This is a genomic window from Halorubrum sp. B52 (assembly GCF_059752555.1).
On sequence record NZ_MWTG01000009.1, the window covers coordinates 270509 to 285747 of the forward strand.

15 protein-coding genes are annotated in these 15239 nt (G+C 71.6%); 3 read left to right on the forward strand and 12 right to left on the reverse strand.

Translation table 11 applies throughout. The features are described from left to right. Positions 1-78: 78 nt before the first annotated feature. The 6 genes from B4V04_RS09945 to B4V04_RS09970 form a co-directional block, all read right to left on the reverse strand. A complete protein-coding gene (locus B4V04_RS09945; RefSeq protein ID WP_498231264.1) occupies positions 79-1077 on the reverse strand; it encodes a Gfo/Idh/MocA family protein in 999 nt (332 codons plus the stop codon). Positions 1078-1155: 78 nt separating this feature from the next. Further along, positions 1156-1401, reverse strand: coding sequence for a DUF7542 family protein (locus B4V04_RS09950; protein ID WP_144798103.1), 246 nt, complete (start codon positions 1399-1401; stop codon positions 1156-1158). An 81-nt stretch (positions 1402-1482) separates the two neighbouring features. Continuing rightward, positions 1483-1698 (reverse strand): CbaC protein, encoded by a 216-nt coding sequence (locus B4V04_RS09955; protein WP_498231267.1) that lies wholly within the window; start codon positions 1696-1698, stop codon positions 1483-1485. Beyond that, positions 1695-3488 carry a b(o/a)3-type cytochrome-c oxidase subunit 1 gene (locus tag B4V04_RS09960; RefSeq protein WP_498231269.1) on the reverse strand — a complete coding sequence of 598 codons (1794 nt, stop codon included), beginning with the start codon at positions 3486-3488 and terminating at the stop codon, positions 1695-1697. The genes B4V04_RS09955 and B4V04_RS09960 overlap by 4 nt, the downstream gene beginning before the upstream one ends. Beyond that, positions 3485-4000 carry a cytochrome c oxidase subunit II gene (locus B4V04_RS09965; RefSeq protein WP_144798100.1) on the reverse strand — a complete coding sequence of 172 codons (516 nt, stop codon included), beginning with the start codon at positions 3998-4000 and terminating at the stop codon, positions 3485-3487. The genes B4V04_RS09960 and B4V04_RS09965 overlap by 4 nt, the downstream gene beginning before the upstream one ends. A gap of 6 nt (positions 4001-4006) precedes the next feature. Further along, a complete protein-coding gene (locus B4V04_RS09970) occupies positions 4007-4180 on the reverse strand; it encodes a hypothetical protein (RefSeq protein WP_498167020.1) in 174 nt (57 codons plus the stop codon). A gap of 97 nt (positions 4181-4277) precedes the next feature. Here B4V04_RS09970 and B4V04_RS09975 point away from each other — a divergent pair, with 97 nt between their 5' ends. Together B4V04_RS09975 and B4V04_RS09980 are read left to right on the forward strand one after the other, a co-directional pair. After that, positions 4278-4484: a DUF8131 family protein gene (locus tag B4V04_RS09975; protein WP_094525798.1), complete on the forward strand. Its 207-nt coding sequence runs from the start codon at positions 4278-4280 to the stop codon at positions 4482-4484. 32 nt (positions 4485-4516) lie between these two features. Next, positions 4517-6973: a heavy metal translocating P-type ATPase gene (locus tag B4V04_RS09980; RefSeq protein ID WP_498231271.1), complete on the forward strand. Its 2457-nt coding sequence runs from the start codon at positions 4517-4519 to the stop codon at positions 6971-6973. Positions 6974-6977: 4 nt separating this feature from the next. Here B4V04_RS09980 and B4V04_RS09985 read toward each other — a convergent pair whose 3' ends face one another. From B4V04_RS09985 to B4V04_RS10000, 4 genes are all read right to left on the reverse strand, one after another. Then, complete coding sequence (locus tag B4V04_RS09985; protein ID WP_498231273.1) at positions 6978-7220, reverse strand: Rdx family protein; 243 nt, start codon at positions 7218-7220, stop codon at positions 6978-6980. Between the two features lie 120 nt (positions 7221-7340). After that, entirely contained in the window at positions 7341-8744 is a 1404-nt protein-coding gene (locus B4V04_RS09990; protein WP_498231274.1) for a heme o synthase, read from the reverse strand. 69 nt (positions 8745-8813) lie between these two features. Further along, entirely contained in the window at positions 8814-9275 is a 462-nt protein-coding gene (locus B4V04_RS09995) for an FAD synthase family protein (protein WP_498231276.1), read from the reverse strand. After that, positions 9272-9793, reverse strand: coding sequence for a Mov34/MPN/PAD-1 family protein (locus B4V04_RS10000; protein ID WP_498231278.1), 522 nt, complete (start codon positions 9791-9793; stop codon positions 9272-9274). The genes B4V04_RS09995 and B4V04_RS10000 overlap by 4 nt, the downstream gene beginning before the upstream one ends. A gap of 153 nt (positions 9794-9946) precedes the next feature. Between B4V04_RS10000 and han the strand changes: the two genes are divergently transcribed. Continuing rightward, positions 9947-11893 (forward strand): Hef-associated nuclease, encoded by a 1947-nt coding sequence (gene han / locus B4V04_RS10005; RefSeq protein WP_498231280.1) that lies wholly within the window; start codon positions 9947-9949, stop codon positions 11891-11893. A 29-nt stretch (positions 11894-11922) separates the two neighbouring features. Here han and B4V04_RS10010 read toward each other — a convergent pair whose 3' ends face one another. Both B4V04_RS10010 and B4V04_RS10015 read right to left on the reverse strand, forming a co-directional pair. Next, the gene (locus B4V04_RS10010) at positions 11923-13689 is read right to left on the reverse strand and encodes a phospholipase D-like domain-containing protein (protein ID WP_498231282.1); all 1767 of its coding nucleotides are present in this window, start codon (positions 13687-13689) and stop codon (positions 11923-11925) included. Positions 13690-13743: 54 nt separating this feature from the next. Then, positions 13744-15204: a HEAT repeat domain-containing protein gene (locus tag B4V04_RS10015; protein WP_498231283.1), complete on the reverse strand. Its 1461-nt coding sequence runs from the start codon at positions 15202-15204 to the stop codon at positions 13744-13746. Positions 15205-15239 lie beyond the last annotated feature (35 nt).

The following is a 15239-nucleotide window of genomic DNA, read 5'->3' on the forward strand; positions in this document are numbered from 1 at the left end:
TTATTGGTGCCGGGCGAGTATAAACCCTCGCCCGGAGCGACGCGGCCCGTCAGACGGGTCGGCGCGCGCCAGCTCAGTTCAGGAGACGTCGACCGCGCCGCCCTCGGCGGCGCTCTCGGCGAGCGCGTCGATGACTCGCATGTTCGCGACCGCCTCCGCGCCGTCGGTCAGCGGGTTCGCGCCGTCGGCGACGCGGTCGGCGAAGTGCTCCACCTGCAGCCGGTACTGGTCCACCGGGTCGAACGTCTCGACGCCGCGCCGGCCGTCGACCTCGTAGGTCAGCTCCACCGGCTCGTCGTCGGGCGCGTCGAACGCTCGCTCGACCTCGATCCAGCCGTTCGTCGCGTCGATCCGGTACCGCTGGACGAGCCGGGTGTCGAAGCCGGAGGCGACCTGTGCCGACCGACCGTCCGCGTACTCCAACACGCCCGCGAGCTCCGTGTCGACGCCGGCGTCTCGGGTGTCGTTCGCGTGCGCGTACGCCCGGTCGGGCTCGCCGAGGACCGTCCTTGCGAGCGACACGGGGTAACAGCCGACGTCCATCAGCGACCCGCCGGCGAGCGCCGGGTCGAGGCGCACGTCGCCCGGTCGGTCGTACAGCGGGAACCGGAACGTCGAGCTCACCGTGCGCACGTCGTCGAGCTCCCGGTCGACCAGTTCGAGGACCCGCTCGGTGCGGGGGTGGTAGCGGTACATGAACCCCTCCATCAGCGTGACGCCGCGGTCCTCGCAGTGCTCGACCGCTTCGCGCGCCTCCGCCGCGTCGACCGCGAGCGGCTTCTCGCAGAGCACGTGGAGCCCGGCGTCGGCCGCGCGCGTCGTCCACTCGGCGTGGAGGCCGTTCGGGAGCGGGACGTAGACGGCGTCGATCCCGTCGTCGGTCAGAAGCGCCTCGTAGGAGCCGTAGCTCCGCGGGATCGACTGCGTCTCGGCGAACGCCGCCGCCCGGTCGCCGTCGCGCGAGGCGACCGCGCCGACCGCGTGGTCGCTCGCCGCGATCGCCGGGATCACCGCTTTCCGTGCGATCCCCGCCGTCCCGAGCACGCCGAAGGTGAGCGGACCGTTTCGTGGTGACATACGCGACCACCGACGGCGCGAATTACAAAAAGGGTCGGTGACTCCGTCCCGTCTCGCCCGACGTTCGTCCGCGTCGCGCTATCGATCAGCCGGCTCGGGATTCACGAGCGGCGAGTCCTCGTTGGCGCACTCGGGGCGGCCGCAGACGCCGGCGTCGTCGCCCGCGCGAGAGACTCCCTCGGCGAGCGACTCGATCTCCCACGTCACCTCGTGGCCGGTCGCCGACTCGTGGTCGTCGAGCGCGGTCCGCGCCGCCGGGAGCCCGTCGTACTCCGTCTCGAACGAGCAGTCGACACATCGGACCGCCACGCGCGTCCGTTCCATGGTTGGTATTGTTCAGGCGATACAAAACCCCCGCGGTGTGAGGGTCGTACGAAGGCGGTCCGACCGGAGTGCTCCGCGCCGCTACGCCGGTCCGTCTTCCTCGGGTTCGGTCCGCCACCCGCCCGTCAGCGTGACGGCCCACAGGAGCACGCCGGCGAGCACGAAGACGGCCGCCATGTACGGGAGGAGCGGCAGTTCGATCCCGACGAAGTCGAGCACCGTTCGGAACTCGTAGACGATCACGCCGAACACCGCGAACGCCACGAGGAGCCCGCCGCGGGTCACGTCGACGCTCATCCGACCACCTCGACGAGCGAGCCCGCGGCGCCGCCGACGGCACCGAGTATCGGCGTCACCGCTCCCGCGAGTGCGTCGAGCATCGGAGCGACCAGCGCCGGATACGTGCCCACGCCCGGGCCGAGCAGTCCGCCGCGACTGACGATCGCCGCCAGCGGGAGCGCGTACGCGAGGACGACGAGCGTCAACGCGATCCCCACCCAGAGCCGGAGGTTATCGAGCACCCGCGGGGCGTCGTCCGGTCCGGACAGCGCCGGCGGCAGCGACTCGGCGAGTCCGGACACCTTCGGGTTCCCCATCGTGAGCACGAGGTTCCCGATGAACAGCACCGTCGAGACGAACAGCAGCGTCCCGCCGATGGCGATCTGGACGTTGAGCTCCTCGAACCCGCCGAACATCGTCGGGTAGTCGAAGCCGCTGTACTCGGGCTCCGCGGTCCGGCGCGGCACGCCCATGATCCCCTGCGCGTGCATCGCGTTGGACATCAGCGCCATCCCGATGAACCAGACGACCACCTGGAACAGCCCGATCGACCGGCTGTACACCGGCTTGTTGGAGATCTGCGGCCAGATCCAGTACGTCGCGGCCATGAACGTGAGCGCGACGGCGGTGCCGACGGTGAGGTGGAAGTGACCCGGCACCCAGATGGTGTTGTGGATCATGTAGTTGATGTTCATCCCGGCGTTCACCATGCCGGAGAAGCCGCCGGCGGCGAACATCAGCCCCGCGAGCATCATCCCGGTGAACGCGGGGTCGCGCCACGGGAGGTCGGTGAGCCAGCCGAGGAGCCCGGTCCCGCCGCGCTGGCGGGCGCCGTACTCGACGCTCGCGACGACCGTGAACGCGGTGAGCAGGCTCGGCAGCAGCAGGAACATCGTGTTCGTCATCGAGATGAATTTGAACCCTTCGGCGATCCCGGGGTCCAGGTACTGGTGGTGGATCCCGACCGGGGTGGAGAGGAGGAGGAACAGCACGAACACGACGCGCGCGAGCGGGTCGCTGAACAGCCGTCCCCCGGCGATCTTCGGGAGGACGGTGTACCACAGCAGGTACGCGGGCATCAGCCAGAAGTACACGACCGGGTGCCCGAAGAACCAGAACAGCGTCCGGGTCAGCGTGGGGTTCACCGAGTCGATGAAGCCGAGCGACCACGGGAGCAGGAAGATGAGCACGGACGCGGCCACGGCGGAGGAGGCGATGTACCACATGGCCATCGTCGTCAGCACCATGAACGTCTGCAGCGGGATCCGCTCGTCGGGGTGCTCGCGCTTCCACGCGAGGAACGTCCGGAACCAGTCGGCGCCGGCGATCCAGGAGCCGACGATGAAGACGGCGAGCCCCGCGTAGAACATGGGATGCGCCTGCAGCGGCGCGTAGAAGGTGAACAGGACGTCCGCGCTCATGTCGAGCGCGGGGACGAAGCCGGCGAGGATGGAGACGCCGGTCATGGTCATGCCGACCGCCATGATCGCGTACCACGTCCACGTGATCCTGATGTCGATCAGCGGCCGGTCGAGGCTTCGAGTCACCGCCCACGTGAAGAGTCCAACGAGGAAGAACGTGGTGAAGCTGATCGCCAGGAACACGCCGTGTGCGGTGAGCGACGTGTAGTAGTCGGTCGAGGAGATGAGTCCCCGGAAGACCCCGGTCCGATGGAGCGTCTGAATGATCCCGAAGATCGCCCCGAGCGCCAGCGCGAGGAAGGAGCTGAGCAGCGCGGCGCGGACGACCCGCGCCTCTTGGGGGAACTCGTCGACGAAGGAGCGCTCGGCCTCGATGGCCTCGCTCACGCGTCGTCACCCCCCTCGTTCCGCTCGTCGAACTCCGCTTGACTGACGACGTTGACCTTCCCCTCCATCACGTGATGGCCCGCGCCGCAGTACTCGTTACAGAGGAGGCCGTACTCCTGTGGCCCCTCGACCTCGACGGTGAGCTCCGACACCTCGCCGGGGACGACCATCGTGTTCGCGTTCGTGCCCACGACCTCGAACCCGTGGATCACGTCCCGAGAGGTGACGTAGAACGTCACCGTACTGTTCTCGGGGACGACGATCGGACTGGGTTCGAAGCCGAACTGGTAGGCGACGACGTACGCCGCGTACTCGTTCTCGCCGACCTGCTCGACGCGGGGTTCGGAGAAGCGGTCGTCCTCGTCGAGCGCCTGCGCGTCGATCGGCGGCTCGCTGTCGGACACCATGGCGACGCCGGGTCCGACGGCGCCGTAGGTGACCGAGCCGATGAGCAGCAGTATCAGGAGTATCGACGCGGCGAGCCACAGCTTCTCGTAGGCGTGAATGTGCATGCGTGATCACCCCACGACGACCAGGTCGCGGCCGAGGAACTCGATGTAGTAGATGTACACCCACGCGAGCAACAGGATGACGAAGTAGATTCCGATGAGCGTGAGGGTTCCGATCGGGTCGAACTCCTCTTCACCGCTCACATCGTCACTCGATGCGTGTGCGGCTTGGTTTTGCCCCATAGGTCGGCTTATAGATTGGAAGACATATAATATCGACCCGTTCTCGGGGGCTGAAAACACGGACGTTATATATGTTGGCTGGCCCGTACGTTTCGATATGGAATTCTCGCTCCAGCGGGCCGTGCTCCTCGTGTTGGGCGGCCTCGTCCCGGCAGCGGTGTTCATCGCCGACCGGGCGGAGATCTTCGTCGCCGTGACGCTCGTGAACGTGTTGATCATCTGGGGGAGCCTCCACGTCGCGACCGGCGGGAGCCTCCGCCCCGGGTCGGCCTCGTCCGACGCGGCGGATCCCGACGAGGCGTAGCGCCGTCGGTCGACCGCCGGACCCGAACCCCCATGTCGAACTGTACCCTCTGTGACCTTCCGACGGGAGACGACCCCCACACCGCCCCCGACGTCGACGGCGAGTTCTGCTGTCGCGGCTGCCTCGCGGTCGCCCGCTCTCTGGACGACGTCGACGACGTCGACGACCTCGACGAACGTCGCTCCGAGGCGCAGGCCGACGAGGCGTTCGACGGCGAGACGACGTTCCTCCGCGTCGACGGGATGCACTGCGCGACCTGCGAGTCCTTCCTGGAGCTGACGGCCGGCGAGCAGGACGGCGTCGCCGCCGCCGAGGCGAGCTACGCCACCGACACGATCCGCGTCGACTACGACCCCGACGCGGTGAGCGCCGACGAGCTCCCCGAGCGGCTCTCCGTCGCGGGGTACACCGCGAGCGACCGAGCGGACCCGGAGCCGGACCGCGACGACGACGTCGTCCGCTTCCTGATCGGCGGCGGCCTCTTCGGGATGATGGCGATGCTGTGGTACGTCCTCTTCCTCTACCCGACCTACTTCGGGTACGAGCCGATCCTCGACCTCGGCGGCGTCTCGGGCACCTACCTGTTCGCGCAGGTGTGGGTGTTCGCCTCGATCGTCCTCTTTTACACCGGCTACCCGATCCTGCGGGGCGCGTACGTGAGCCTCCGGGCGCGCCGGCCGAACATGGATCTGTTGGTGTCGCTCGCGGCGGCCAGCTCGTACGCGTACAGCACGCTCGCGATGCTCCTCGGCCGCACCGACCTCTACTTCGACGTGACGATCGCCGTGATCCTCGTCGTCACCGCCGGCAACCACTACGAGTCGCTCATCAAACGGCGCGCGACCGGCATGCTCTCCGACCTCACGACGGCCGGCGACCGGACGGTCCGCACCGAGTCCGGCGAGACCGTCGCGGCGGAGGCGGTCGACCCCGGCGATCGGCTCCTCGTGCGCCCCGGCGAGCGGGTCCCCTTCGACGGGACCGTGGCCGAGGGGACCGCCGCCGTCGACGAGGCGCTCGTCACGGGCGAGTCGCTCCCGGCGACGAAGCGGGAGGGCGACGAGGTCCGCGGCGGGACGGTCGTCACCGACGCGCCGGTCGTCGTCGCGGTCGGCGAGGACGCGACGAGCACGCTCGACACCCTCGTCCGGCTGCTGTGGGAGCTCCAGAGCTCGCGGTCGGGTATCCAGCGGCTGGTCGACAAGCTCGCGACCGTGTTCGTCCCGCTCGTCCTCGCCGTCGCCGTCCTCGGCGCGGCGGCGACCTTCGCGCTCGGATCGGCGCCCGTGGACGCCGCGCTCGTCGGGCTCACGGTGCTTATCGTCTCGTGTCCCTGCGCGCTCGGGCTCGCGACACCGCTCGCGATCGCCGCCGGGATCCGCGACGCGGCCCGCCGCGGCATCGTGATCGTCTCGGACGCTGTCTTCGAGGAGGCGGCCGACATCGACACCGTCGTGCTGGACAAGACGGGGACGCTCACCGACGGCGAGATGCGGCTGCTCGACACCGTCACCGACGGCGCGTCGCCGGAGGAGGTTCGTCGCCGGGCCGCGGCGGTCGAGCGCGCCTCGGCTCACCCGGTCGCCGAGGCGATCGTGGACGCGGTCGCCGACGACGACGGGAGTTCCGCACGCGACGACGCGGACGACGCCTCGGTGACGGCGACCGACGGCGGCGTGGCGGCCGGAGACGAGCGAAACGGGCAGCGATCCGCCGACGCGCCCGGCGACGCCGCCACCGACGGCACGTCGGCCGCCGGGGTGACCGTCTCGGACCGGGGCGTCACCGGGCGGATAGACGGCGAGGAGGTCGTCGTCGGACACCGGTCGCTGTTCGACGGGGCGGAGTGGGCCGTGCCGGCGTCGCTCGACGCGGCCGGCGAGGCGGCCCGCGAAGACGGGCGGGTCCCCGTCTTCGTCGGTTGGGAGGGGTCGGTCGTCGGCGTCCTCGTCGTCGGCGACGAGGTCCGTGACGGGTGGGAAGCGGTCGTCACCGACCTCGCCGACGGCGGGCGACGCGTCGTGGTGCTCACGGGCGACTCCCCCGAGGCGGCCCGGCGGTTCGCGGACCACCCCGCGATCGACGAGACGTTCGCGGAGGTGCCGCCGGAGGCGAAGGCCGAGACCGTGCGGCGGCTCGCGGCGACCGAGCGGGTCGCCGTGGTCGGCGACGGGAGCAACGACGCGCCGGCGCTCGCCGCGGCGGACCTCGGCGTCTCGGTCGCGAGCGGGACGGACCTCGCGGCCGACGCCGCGGACGCCGTCCTCCTGGAGGACCGCCTCTCCGCGATCCCGGAGCTGTTCGCGGTCACCCGCGGGACGAACCGGCGGCTCAAGCAGAACCTCGGCTGGGCGTTCGTCTACAACGCGGTGGCGATCCCGATGGCGATCTCGGGCGTGCTCAACCCGCTCCTCGCGGCGCTCGCGATGGCGACGAGCAGCGTCCTCGTGGTGACGAACTCCGCGCGCGCAGTTTATACCGAGGAGTGACGCGTCACGCCGCCGCGCCGACGAACGGCCTGACGGCGCGCACGATGGCGTCCACGTCGTACTCGTCTTCGGTCTTGTCGAAGACGACCTCGCCGTTCGCGCGGACGACGAACACGCCGCTATCGCCCGTGACGAGAGCGACCTCGTCGAGCTCCTCGCCGAACTGCTTGAGCAGCGCCTCCGAGACGTCCTGAGCGCGGTTCAAGAACCCACACGGCACGCAGAACTCGATCTCGACTCGGGTCATACGCCCCGTGTTCGGGTCGAACGGACTTAAAATGGGGCGCGCGGTCGGCTCTGCCCGCGACGCTCATTCGCGTCAGTTCGCCACGCCCGCTCGCGTTATCCCGACCGCTCGACGCCGCCTCTAGACCACGAGAGCGTCGAACACGACGGCGAATAACAGTAGGCCGAGGTAGGCGTTCGAGGCGTGGAACGCGCGGAACGCCGCCGCCTCCGTCTGCTCGTAGTGGAGCCGGACGACGGCCCACAGGAACACCGCGCCGAGGGCGACGCCGACCGCGGCGTAGAGCGCACCGAGCGGCTCGGCGGCGGCCGCGAGCGCGACGGCGGCCACGAGCGTCGCGCCGAGGTACCAGACGATGTGGCGGCGCGTCGCCGTCTCGCCGCGGACGACGGGCATCATCGGGAAGCCGCCGCGCTCGTAGTCGTCCTTGTACGCCAGCGCGAGGTTGTAGAAGTGCGCGGGCGTCCACAGGAAGATGACGAGCGCGAGCAGCAGCCCGCCGCCGCCGACCTCGCCGGTCACCGCCGCCCAGCCGATGAGCGCCGGGAGCGCGCCCGCCGCACCGCCGATGACGGTGTTCTGGACCGTGTTCGGCTTCAACACGAGCGTGTAGACGACGCTGTAAAACACGATGGCGACCAGCCCGAGCGCCGCCGTGAGCGGGTTCACCGTCCAGAAGAGGCCGAGGGAGACGGCCGCCAACAGCAGTCCGAACGCGAGCGCGTTGCGCACCGGCACGAGGTCGGTCGCCAGCGGGCGGTCGTTGGTCCGCTGCATCCGCCTGTCGATGTCGCGCTCGAACACGTGGTTGAACGTCCCGGACGCGCCGATCGAGAGCGCGCCGCCGGCCAGCGTCGCGCCCACGACGTACGGGGTGAATCCCCGGCCGCCGGCGAGCGCCATCGCGGCGGCGGCGACGAGGCAGAGCAGCCACATCAGGCGGGGCTTCATCAGCCGGAAGTAGGCGGCCGCGGTCGCCTTCAGCCGCGGGAGCGTCGCCGTCGGGATATCGGGCTCCGGCGCCTCCTCGACCGGCGGGAGGTCGTCGGTCCCGGGCTGGAAGTCGACCGGCGCGTCGTCGGGGGCGCCGGTCTCCGCCTCCAGCCACCACGCGAGCGCGGCGAGGACGGCGCCGAAGATCGTCACGCCCAGCAGCAGGTGGACGGGGCCGAGCGAGGCCGGGAGGTCGCCGACGGCGACGAGCGCGCCGACGCCGGACTGGGCCGGGAACAGCAGGAGCGCGGCCGCGAGGGCGCCACGGACCCGGCGACTCGCCCCGTCGCGCCACGCGAGCGCGACCGAGAGGACCACGAGGGCGCCGACGACGGCGGCGATCGCGCGGTGCCCGAGCGCGATCCAGCCGGCGCTCTCCGTGGGGAGCGCGCCGCCGCCGCCGCAGAGCGGCCAGCCCGAACAGGCGGCCGCCGCCTCCGTGAGCGAGGTCGTGGCGCCGACGACGAGCAGGAGGTACACGCCCATCGCCGTCGCCGCGAGGACTGCGGGGAATCGGTCGGGTATCGTCACTTGCCCGAGTTTGGGAACGGACCCATATATGTCCCGCGCTTCTGCGGATCCGCGCCGAGCGCGGCTATCTCACCGCCGCCCGCCGTCGCCGGTCCCGCCGGGCTCCCCCCGTCGCCGGAGGACGCGCTCGACGATGTCGCCGCTGGAGAGGAGTTCGTCCTCGTACCGCGGCTCCCGTCCCGACGCCCGTTCGACCCGGCAGTCGATGTCGCGGGCCGCCAGCGCCTCGGCGATGCCCGCCTCGTCGTGGTGCTGGTCGTACCCGAGCACGATCACGTCCGGGTCGAGCCGCTCGATGGGGACGAACACGTCCTCCGGGTCGCCGAGGTGGGCCTCGTCGACCGCGCCGAGGGCGGCGACCATGTCGCGCCGCTGGCGGGCGCAGAGGATCGGCTCGGGCTTGTGGGTGACGTTGGCGCGGCGGGCGACGATGGCGTGGAGCTCGTCGCCGTACGTCGCCGCGTCCTCGAGGTAGTGGACGTGGCCGGGGTGGAGCAGGTCGAAGGTCCCCTGCGCGACGACCCGCGTCATCGGAACCACGAGAGGAAGCCGCCGTCGTCGCGGCGCTCCTCGCTGAGTTCGACGTCGATGTCCTCCTGCGTGAAGTCGAAGAAGTGTTCGTCGGGCACCTCGACGTCGAGCACCTCGAGCGTCGTCTGGTTCCCCTCGTTGTCGAACGCCTTCCAGTCGCCCCACCCGTAGGGGGCGCCGACGATGACGTGTACCTCCCCCTGCCCGAACGTCGCGAGGTCGGCCGCGCTCGGCCGGAGCGCCCCGTTCGGGTGCGAGTGGACGGACCCGACGGCGCGCATGTCGTTCGGCTTCATGTGCGTGCGCACGCTTGCGCTCGTGGGATTCGACTCCGTGCCCGGGATGACGAGCACGTCGGTGATCACCTGTCCGTCTCGGTCGATATCGAGCTTCCGGGCGTCGTCCGCGCGGAGGAACCCCATGTACTCGTTGGGGTGCGTCTCCTCGCTCGCCTCGAGGACGAACTCCATCGTCTCTCGGGCGATCCCGAGGAGCTCGTCCGAGCGGAACAGTCGCATACGCGAGCGAAGGCGCCGTCGCCCCATAGGGGTTCCGGACCGGACGACGGCGGGCTCTCTCCACCGCCGCGATCGGCGGCGTCGGCTCGGACGTCGGGAGCGGCGGAGACGCGAGAGAACAGGCTTAACACCGCCCGTTCCCGAAGGCCTTCCATGAGCGAGAACACCGCCGGGGATTCCGGCACGCGGGGCGATTCGAGCCCCGAACCCGACGCCGCCGCGGCGCAGGGGACGGCCGACGACCGGCCGACCGTCTACGATCTGGCACCCGACTGCACCCTCGAGGACGCCGCGGTCGACGCGCTGTACCACGCCGAGGTCAACGGCGTCGTCGACTACGGCGTCTTCGTCGACGTCTCCGACGCCCTCTCCGGGCTCGTCCACGAGTCGAACCTCGACGGCGACTACGGCGTCGGCGACCGGCTGATCGTCCGGCTGACCGAGGTGAAGGAGAACGGCGACGTCGCGTTCGACGACGAGCCTCTCGACGACTACCGCACCGAGACCGTCGACCACGAGCCGACGGTCTCGCGCGTCCGCGGGCTCTCCCCGGGCGACGAGGTCACCGTCGAGGGCGAGGTCGTCCAGGCGAAACAGACCGGCGGCCCGACGATCTTCGCCGTCGCCGACGCCTCCGGCGTCGTCTCCTGCGCCGCCTTCGAGGAGGCCGGCGTCCGCGCGTACCCCGAGGTCGCGGTCGGCGACATGGTCCACGTCGGCGGGACGGTCGAGACCCGCGAGAACGCCCTCCAGCTGGAGGTCGACTCCCTGCGGCGGCTCCCCGACGAGCGCGCCGCGGAGGCCCGCGAGCGATTTGAGGCCGCCCTCGACGAGCGCGCCGCGCCCGCCGACGTCGACCCCCTCGTCGAGTGGGAGGCGTTCGAGCCGATCCACGAGGAGCTCCGCGAGCTGGCCCGGCTCCTCCGCCGGACCGTGCTCTCGGGGCGCCCGCTCCGCGTCCGCCACCACGCCGACGGCGACGGGATGTGCGCGGCGATCCCGGTCCAGCTCGCCTTAGAGAACTTCGTCACCGACGTCCACGAGGACCCCGACGCGGCGCGCCACCTGTTCAAGCGGCTCCCGAGCAAGGCGCCGTACTACGAGATGGAGGACGTCACCCGCGACCTGAACTTCGCGCTGGAGGGGCGCGCCCGCCACGGGCAGAAGCTCCCCTTCCTGCTGATGCTCGACAACGGGTCGACCGAGGAGGACGTCCCCGCCTACGAGAACCTCGCGCACTACGACATCCCAATCGCAGTCGTCGACCACCACCACCCCGACCCCGACGCCGTCGAGCCGCTGCTCGACGCGCACGTCAACCCGTACCTCCACGGCGAGGACTACCGGGTCACCACGGGGATGATGTGCGTCGAGCTCGCCCGGCTGATCGACCCGTCGATCACCGAGGAGCTCGAACACGTCCCCGCGGTCGCCGGGCTCTCCGACCGCTCGAAGGCGGAGGCGATGGACGACTACGTCGCGCTCGCCGCGGACGCCGGCTACGACGAGTCCGACCTGCTCGACATCGGCGAGGCCCTCGACTACGCCGCCCACTGGCTGCGCTACTCCGAGGGGAAGACCCTCGTCAACGACGCGCTGAACGTCGGCTGCGAGGACGAGCAGCGCCACGAGGAGCTGGTCGAGTTCCTCTCCGAGCGCGCCGAACGCGACGTCGACCGGCAGCTCGACGCGCTCGACGACCACGTCGACCACGAGCGGCTCGCCTCCGGAGCGCACCTCTATCGGATCGACTTAGACGAGTACGCCCACCGGTTCACCTACCCGGCGCCCGGGAAGACGACCGGCGAGCTCCACGACACCCGCGTGCGGGAGACGGGCGATCCCGTCATCACCATCGGTTACGGGCCGGACTTCTGCGTGCTCCGGTCCGACGGGGTCCGCCTCGACATCCCGAACATGGTGACCGAGCTGAACGAGGAGCTCCCGGAGGCGGGCGTCTCCGGCGGCGGCCACCTCGTCGTCGGCTCGATCAAGTTCGTGAAGGGCCGCCGGAGCGCCGTCATCGAGACGCTCGTCGAGAAGATGGCCGAGGCCGAGATCGACGAGGCGCTCTCGTCGACCGCCGCGCTCGACGACTGAGCGTCCCGGTCGCTCCTTCCTCTCGCCCGTCACGCGAACGTCACCTCCCGGCGTGCGACGACGACGGCACCCCCTACTGCGGCTCCGAGCCCGCCGACGAATCCGACCGGCAGGTGAACCCCGCCGCCGCGCCAGTCGGCCGCGTACGCCCGGGCGTAGAAGTCGGCGACCGCCTCATCCTCGATCGCGAGCAGCACCTCCCGGTTCTCCGTCGCGGCGCCCCCGTTCCAGTTGAGGCTCCCGACGACCGCCGCGTCGTCGACGACGACGCCCTTCGCGTGGACCTTCCCGTACCGACCGCGCGGCTCCGCGACGGCGACCTCGATCGGTTCGTCCGCGAGCGCCTCGACGAGCGCGCGGTTCTCCTCCCGGTCGTACCACGCGTTCGACAGCAGCAGGTGGACGTCGACGCCGCGCTCGGCGGCCCGCCGGAGCGCGCGGACGAGGCGGTTGTCCGGGCCGCCGGTCCGCGGGACGAGCGCCAGCACCCGGTCGTCCGCGGCGTCGATCCGCTCAACCAACCGGTCGGCGCCGTTCCCGGGCGCCGTCAGGAGTTCGACGTCCGCGGCTCTCGGCGCGGGGGCCTCGAACCGCGTCGGGTAGCTCCCGTTCGCCGCGCCCCCCTCGTGGAACTCCGTATCCGCGCGGAACGCCTCCCACGACCGGGCGTCGGGGGCCGCGGCGTCCGCGCGGAACAGGGCGGCGAGGTCGTCCGCGGCCGTCTCGCCGGCGGCCGCCGACCGTGGCGTCCCGGTGACGACGCCCCACCCCCTGTTGGTCCGACCGCCGGTGCCGGACGGCTTCCAGTTCTCCGTGAGGACGACCGCGCGGTCGTCGGCGACGGCGTACTTTGCGTGGTGGAAGCGGAACCGCTCGGGGTCGCCGTCAAGGACGCGCACCTCGACGCCGGCGGCGGCGACCCGGTCGAGGAGCCGCGCGCTCCGCGCGGAGAACCCGCCGACCGGCGACCCCTCGACGAGGACGCGCACCTCGACCCCGCGGTCGGCGGCGGCGACGAGCAGGTCGGCGACGCGCTCGGACCCCAGCGTGTAGCCGGCGAGCAGCAGCCGGTCCTCCGCGCCGCGTAGCGGCTCGACCGGCATCCCGGGGCTGTCCGGCAGCACGAACGGCCGCACGGTCGCGTTCGCGGTTCCGGTCGCGGACCGCGCGTCGTACCCCCGCGGCCGCCACTCGCCCCAGTCCGCGCGCCATCGGTGTCCCTCCGGCGCGCTCTCGTAGTCGACCACGGCGACCGCCGTCCCGTTCCGGCGGAGCTCGACCCGGTCGCCGGACGCGGCGAGCGGGAAGTGGTCGTCGAGGGCGCGGAGTTCGGGGGTGCCGGCGCCGTCGTCGTGAGCGCCGTGGGCGCCGACCGCGGTCTCGTCGTCGAGCAGGGGCGTCGCGTTCGCGGGGTCCATCGAGAGCGCGACGACGCCGCTCGCGTTCGCCGGGATCGCCGCCTCGTGGTAGCCGTCGGAGAGCGACCAGTTCCCGCGCTCGGGGAGCCGGACGACGAGGTACTCGCCGCGGTTCTCCGCCGCCGTCGGGTTCGGGAACAGCTCGAGGATCCGCGGCTGCTCCGCCACGAGCGTCCGGTTCTCCGGCTCGTCGCTCGACTGCGCGACGACGCCGTTCCGGTCAGATCCGGCGACCGCCGCGCCGGTTTCGGCGTCGCCCGCCGCCGCGACCGGCGCGGCGGCCGTCAACACGAGCAGTCCGAGCGCGACGGCGGCGACGCTCGCGGTCGGTTCGCTCGCGACCGGGGCGGTCTCGGGACGAGAGGGTGCGGGCGACACGAGGGGTCTGCCCCCGGCATCCGATAAAAAGAGTCGGCCGAACGGCGATCGTCGTCAGGCGGGCGCCGACGCCGCGTCGAGCGAGCGCCGCGCCTTCTCGGCTTCGGTCGAAACGATGAACGAGCGCTCGTCGGCGTACTCGGCGACGGTCTCGAGGGCCTCGCGGGTGCCGATCTGGCGGAGCGCCCAGGCCGCCGCGGCGCGGGTGTCGTCGGTGCCGTCGCCGGCGAGCACGTCGGCGAGCGGGTCGACCGCGCGGGCGTCGCCGACGAGTCCGAGCGCGCGCGCCGCGTGCGGGCGAACGAGTTCCTCGGTGTCGTCGTCGACGAGCGCGTCCGCGAGCGGCTGGACCGCCTCGCTCGCGCCGATCTCGCCGAGCGCCTTGAACGTCGATTTCTGGAGCTGCGGGTTCGACTCCTCCGGGACGTACTCCACGAGGGTCTCGGTCGCCTCGTCGGCGGCCATCTTCCCGAGGATGCTGATCGCGAACTGGTCGCGCTTCTCCGCGCGGCCGAGCAGCTCCTCGACGGCGGCGTCGGTCTTCCCGCGCTTGCCCATGCGCTCGAGCGCCTCGAGGCAGTGCCGCTCCATGAAGTCGGAGGTGAGCGAGTCGAGCGCGAGCAGGATCATGTCCACGTTGCCGCGCGTCTCGTGCTCTTTCAGCGCCGACCACTCGACCGGGAAGTCCTTGTAGTGGCCGAGCACGTCGTAGTACCCCTGCGCGCGGAGCTGCTCGTGGGTCTCGAGGTCGTCCCACTCCTCGGCGTCCTCGAGCCCGGCTTCGAGCGCGTCGGTCGCCTCGACGAGGGCGGCGATCGTCTCCGCGTCGTCGTCGGGGTCGAGGTCGGCGTCCGCGACGCCCGCCGCGACGGCGTCGAGGGCGGCGACGAGGGTGGCGATGCGATCGCCCTCGTCGGTCTCGCCCTCGTCGGTCTCGTCCCCGTCGCTCCCCTCGTCGGCCGACGCGTCGTCGACCGCGTCCGAGTCCGTCTCGATCGCGTCCGCGTCGACCTCGTCGTCGACGGCGTCCGCGGCCGCCTCGACGAAGGCCGTCACCGCGTCGGCGGCGTCGTCGCGGCCGGCGGCGGTCCACTCGGTCTCCTCGAGCGTCGCCTCGGCGCTCTCGATCGCGTCGACGACGTCCTCCGCGTAGGGGCCGCGCGCGGCCTCGACGCCCTCACGGAGCTCCGCGACGCGGTCCTCGAGGTCGCCGCGCGGGTCGTCGGCGTCCTCGTCGTCCTCGTCCGGCTCGGGGAGGTCGGCCTCCTCGATCCCCGCCTCGGCGTCGTCGAGGAGGGCGTCGACGTCGTCGAGGTCCGCCTCGGTCTCGGCGTCGTCGAGGAGCGCCGCGATCTCGTCGAGGTACTCGTTCAGCGAGTCCTCGGTCGCTTCGTCCGGAAGCGTCGGCGCGGCGGCCGCGTCCGTCGACTCGCCGGCGCCCCCCGCCTCCTCCGCGTCGTCCGCGGCGTCGGCCTCCTCGGAGGCGTCGGCCGGGTCGTCGTCGCCGTTGCTCATACACCACGAACTGCGCGCGTAGTCCATTAAGACGT

Bases quoted from the DNA above. Each gene is read 5' to 3' on its own strand.
- B4V04_RS09945 (WP_498231264.1), bottom strand. From the start codon at position 1,077: ATGTCACCACGAAACGGTCCGCTCACCTTCGGCGTGCTCGGGACGGCG.
- B4V04_RS09950 (WP_144798103.1), bottom strand. From the start codon at position 1,401: ATGGAACGGACGCGCGTGGCGGTCCGATGTGTCGACTGCTCGTTCGAG.
- B4V04_RS09955 (WP_498231267.1), bottom strand. From the start codon at position 1,698: ATGAGCGTCGACGTGACCCGCGGCGGGCTCCTCGTGGCGTTCGCGGTG.
- B4V04_RS09965 (WP_144798100.1), bottom strand. From the start codon at position 4,000: ATGCACATTCACGCCTACGAGAAGCTGTGGCTCGCCGCGTCGATACTC.
- B4V04_RS09970 (WP_498167020.1), bottom strand. From the start codon at position 4,180: ATGGGGCAAAACCAAGCCGCACACGCATCGAGTGACGATGTGAGCGGT.
- B4V04_RS09975 (WP_094525798.1), top strand. From the start codon at position 4,278: ATGGAATTCTCGCTCCAGCGGGCCGTGCTCCTCGTGTTGGGCGGCCTC.
- B4V04_RS09980 (WP_498231271.1), top strand. From the start codon at position 4,517: ATGTCGAACTGTACCCTCTGTGACCTTCCGACGGGAGACGACCCCCAC.
- B4V04_RS09985 (WP_498231273.1), bottom strand. From the start codon at position 7,220: ATGACCCGAGTCGAGATCGAGTTCTGCGTGCCGTGTGGGTTCTTGAAC.
- B4V04_RS09995 (WP_498231276.1), bottom strand. From the start codon at position 9,275: ATGACGCGGGTCGTCGCGCAGGGGACCTTCGACCTGCTCCACCCCGGC.
- B4V04_RS10000 (WP_498231278.1), bottom strand. From the start codon at position 9,793: ATGCGACTGTTCCGCTCGGACGAGCTCCTCGGGATCGCCCGAGAGACG.
- han (WP_498231280.1), top strand. From the start codon at position 9,947: ATGAGCGAGAACACCGCCGGGGATTCCGGCACGCGGGGCGATTCGAGC.
- B4V04_RS10015 (WP_498231283.1), bottom strand. From the start codon at position 15,204: ATGAGCAACGGCGACGACGACCCGGCCGACGCCTCCGAGGAGGCCGAC.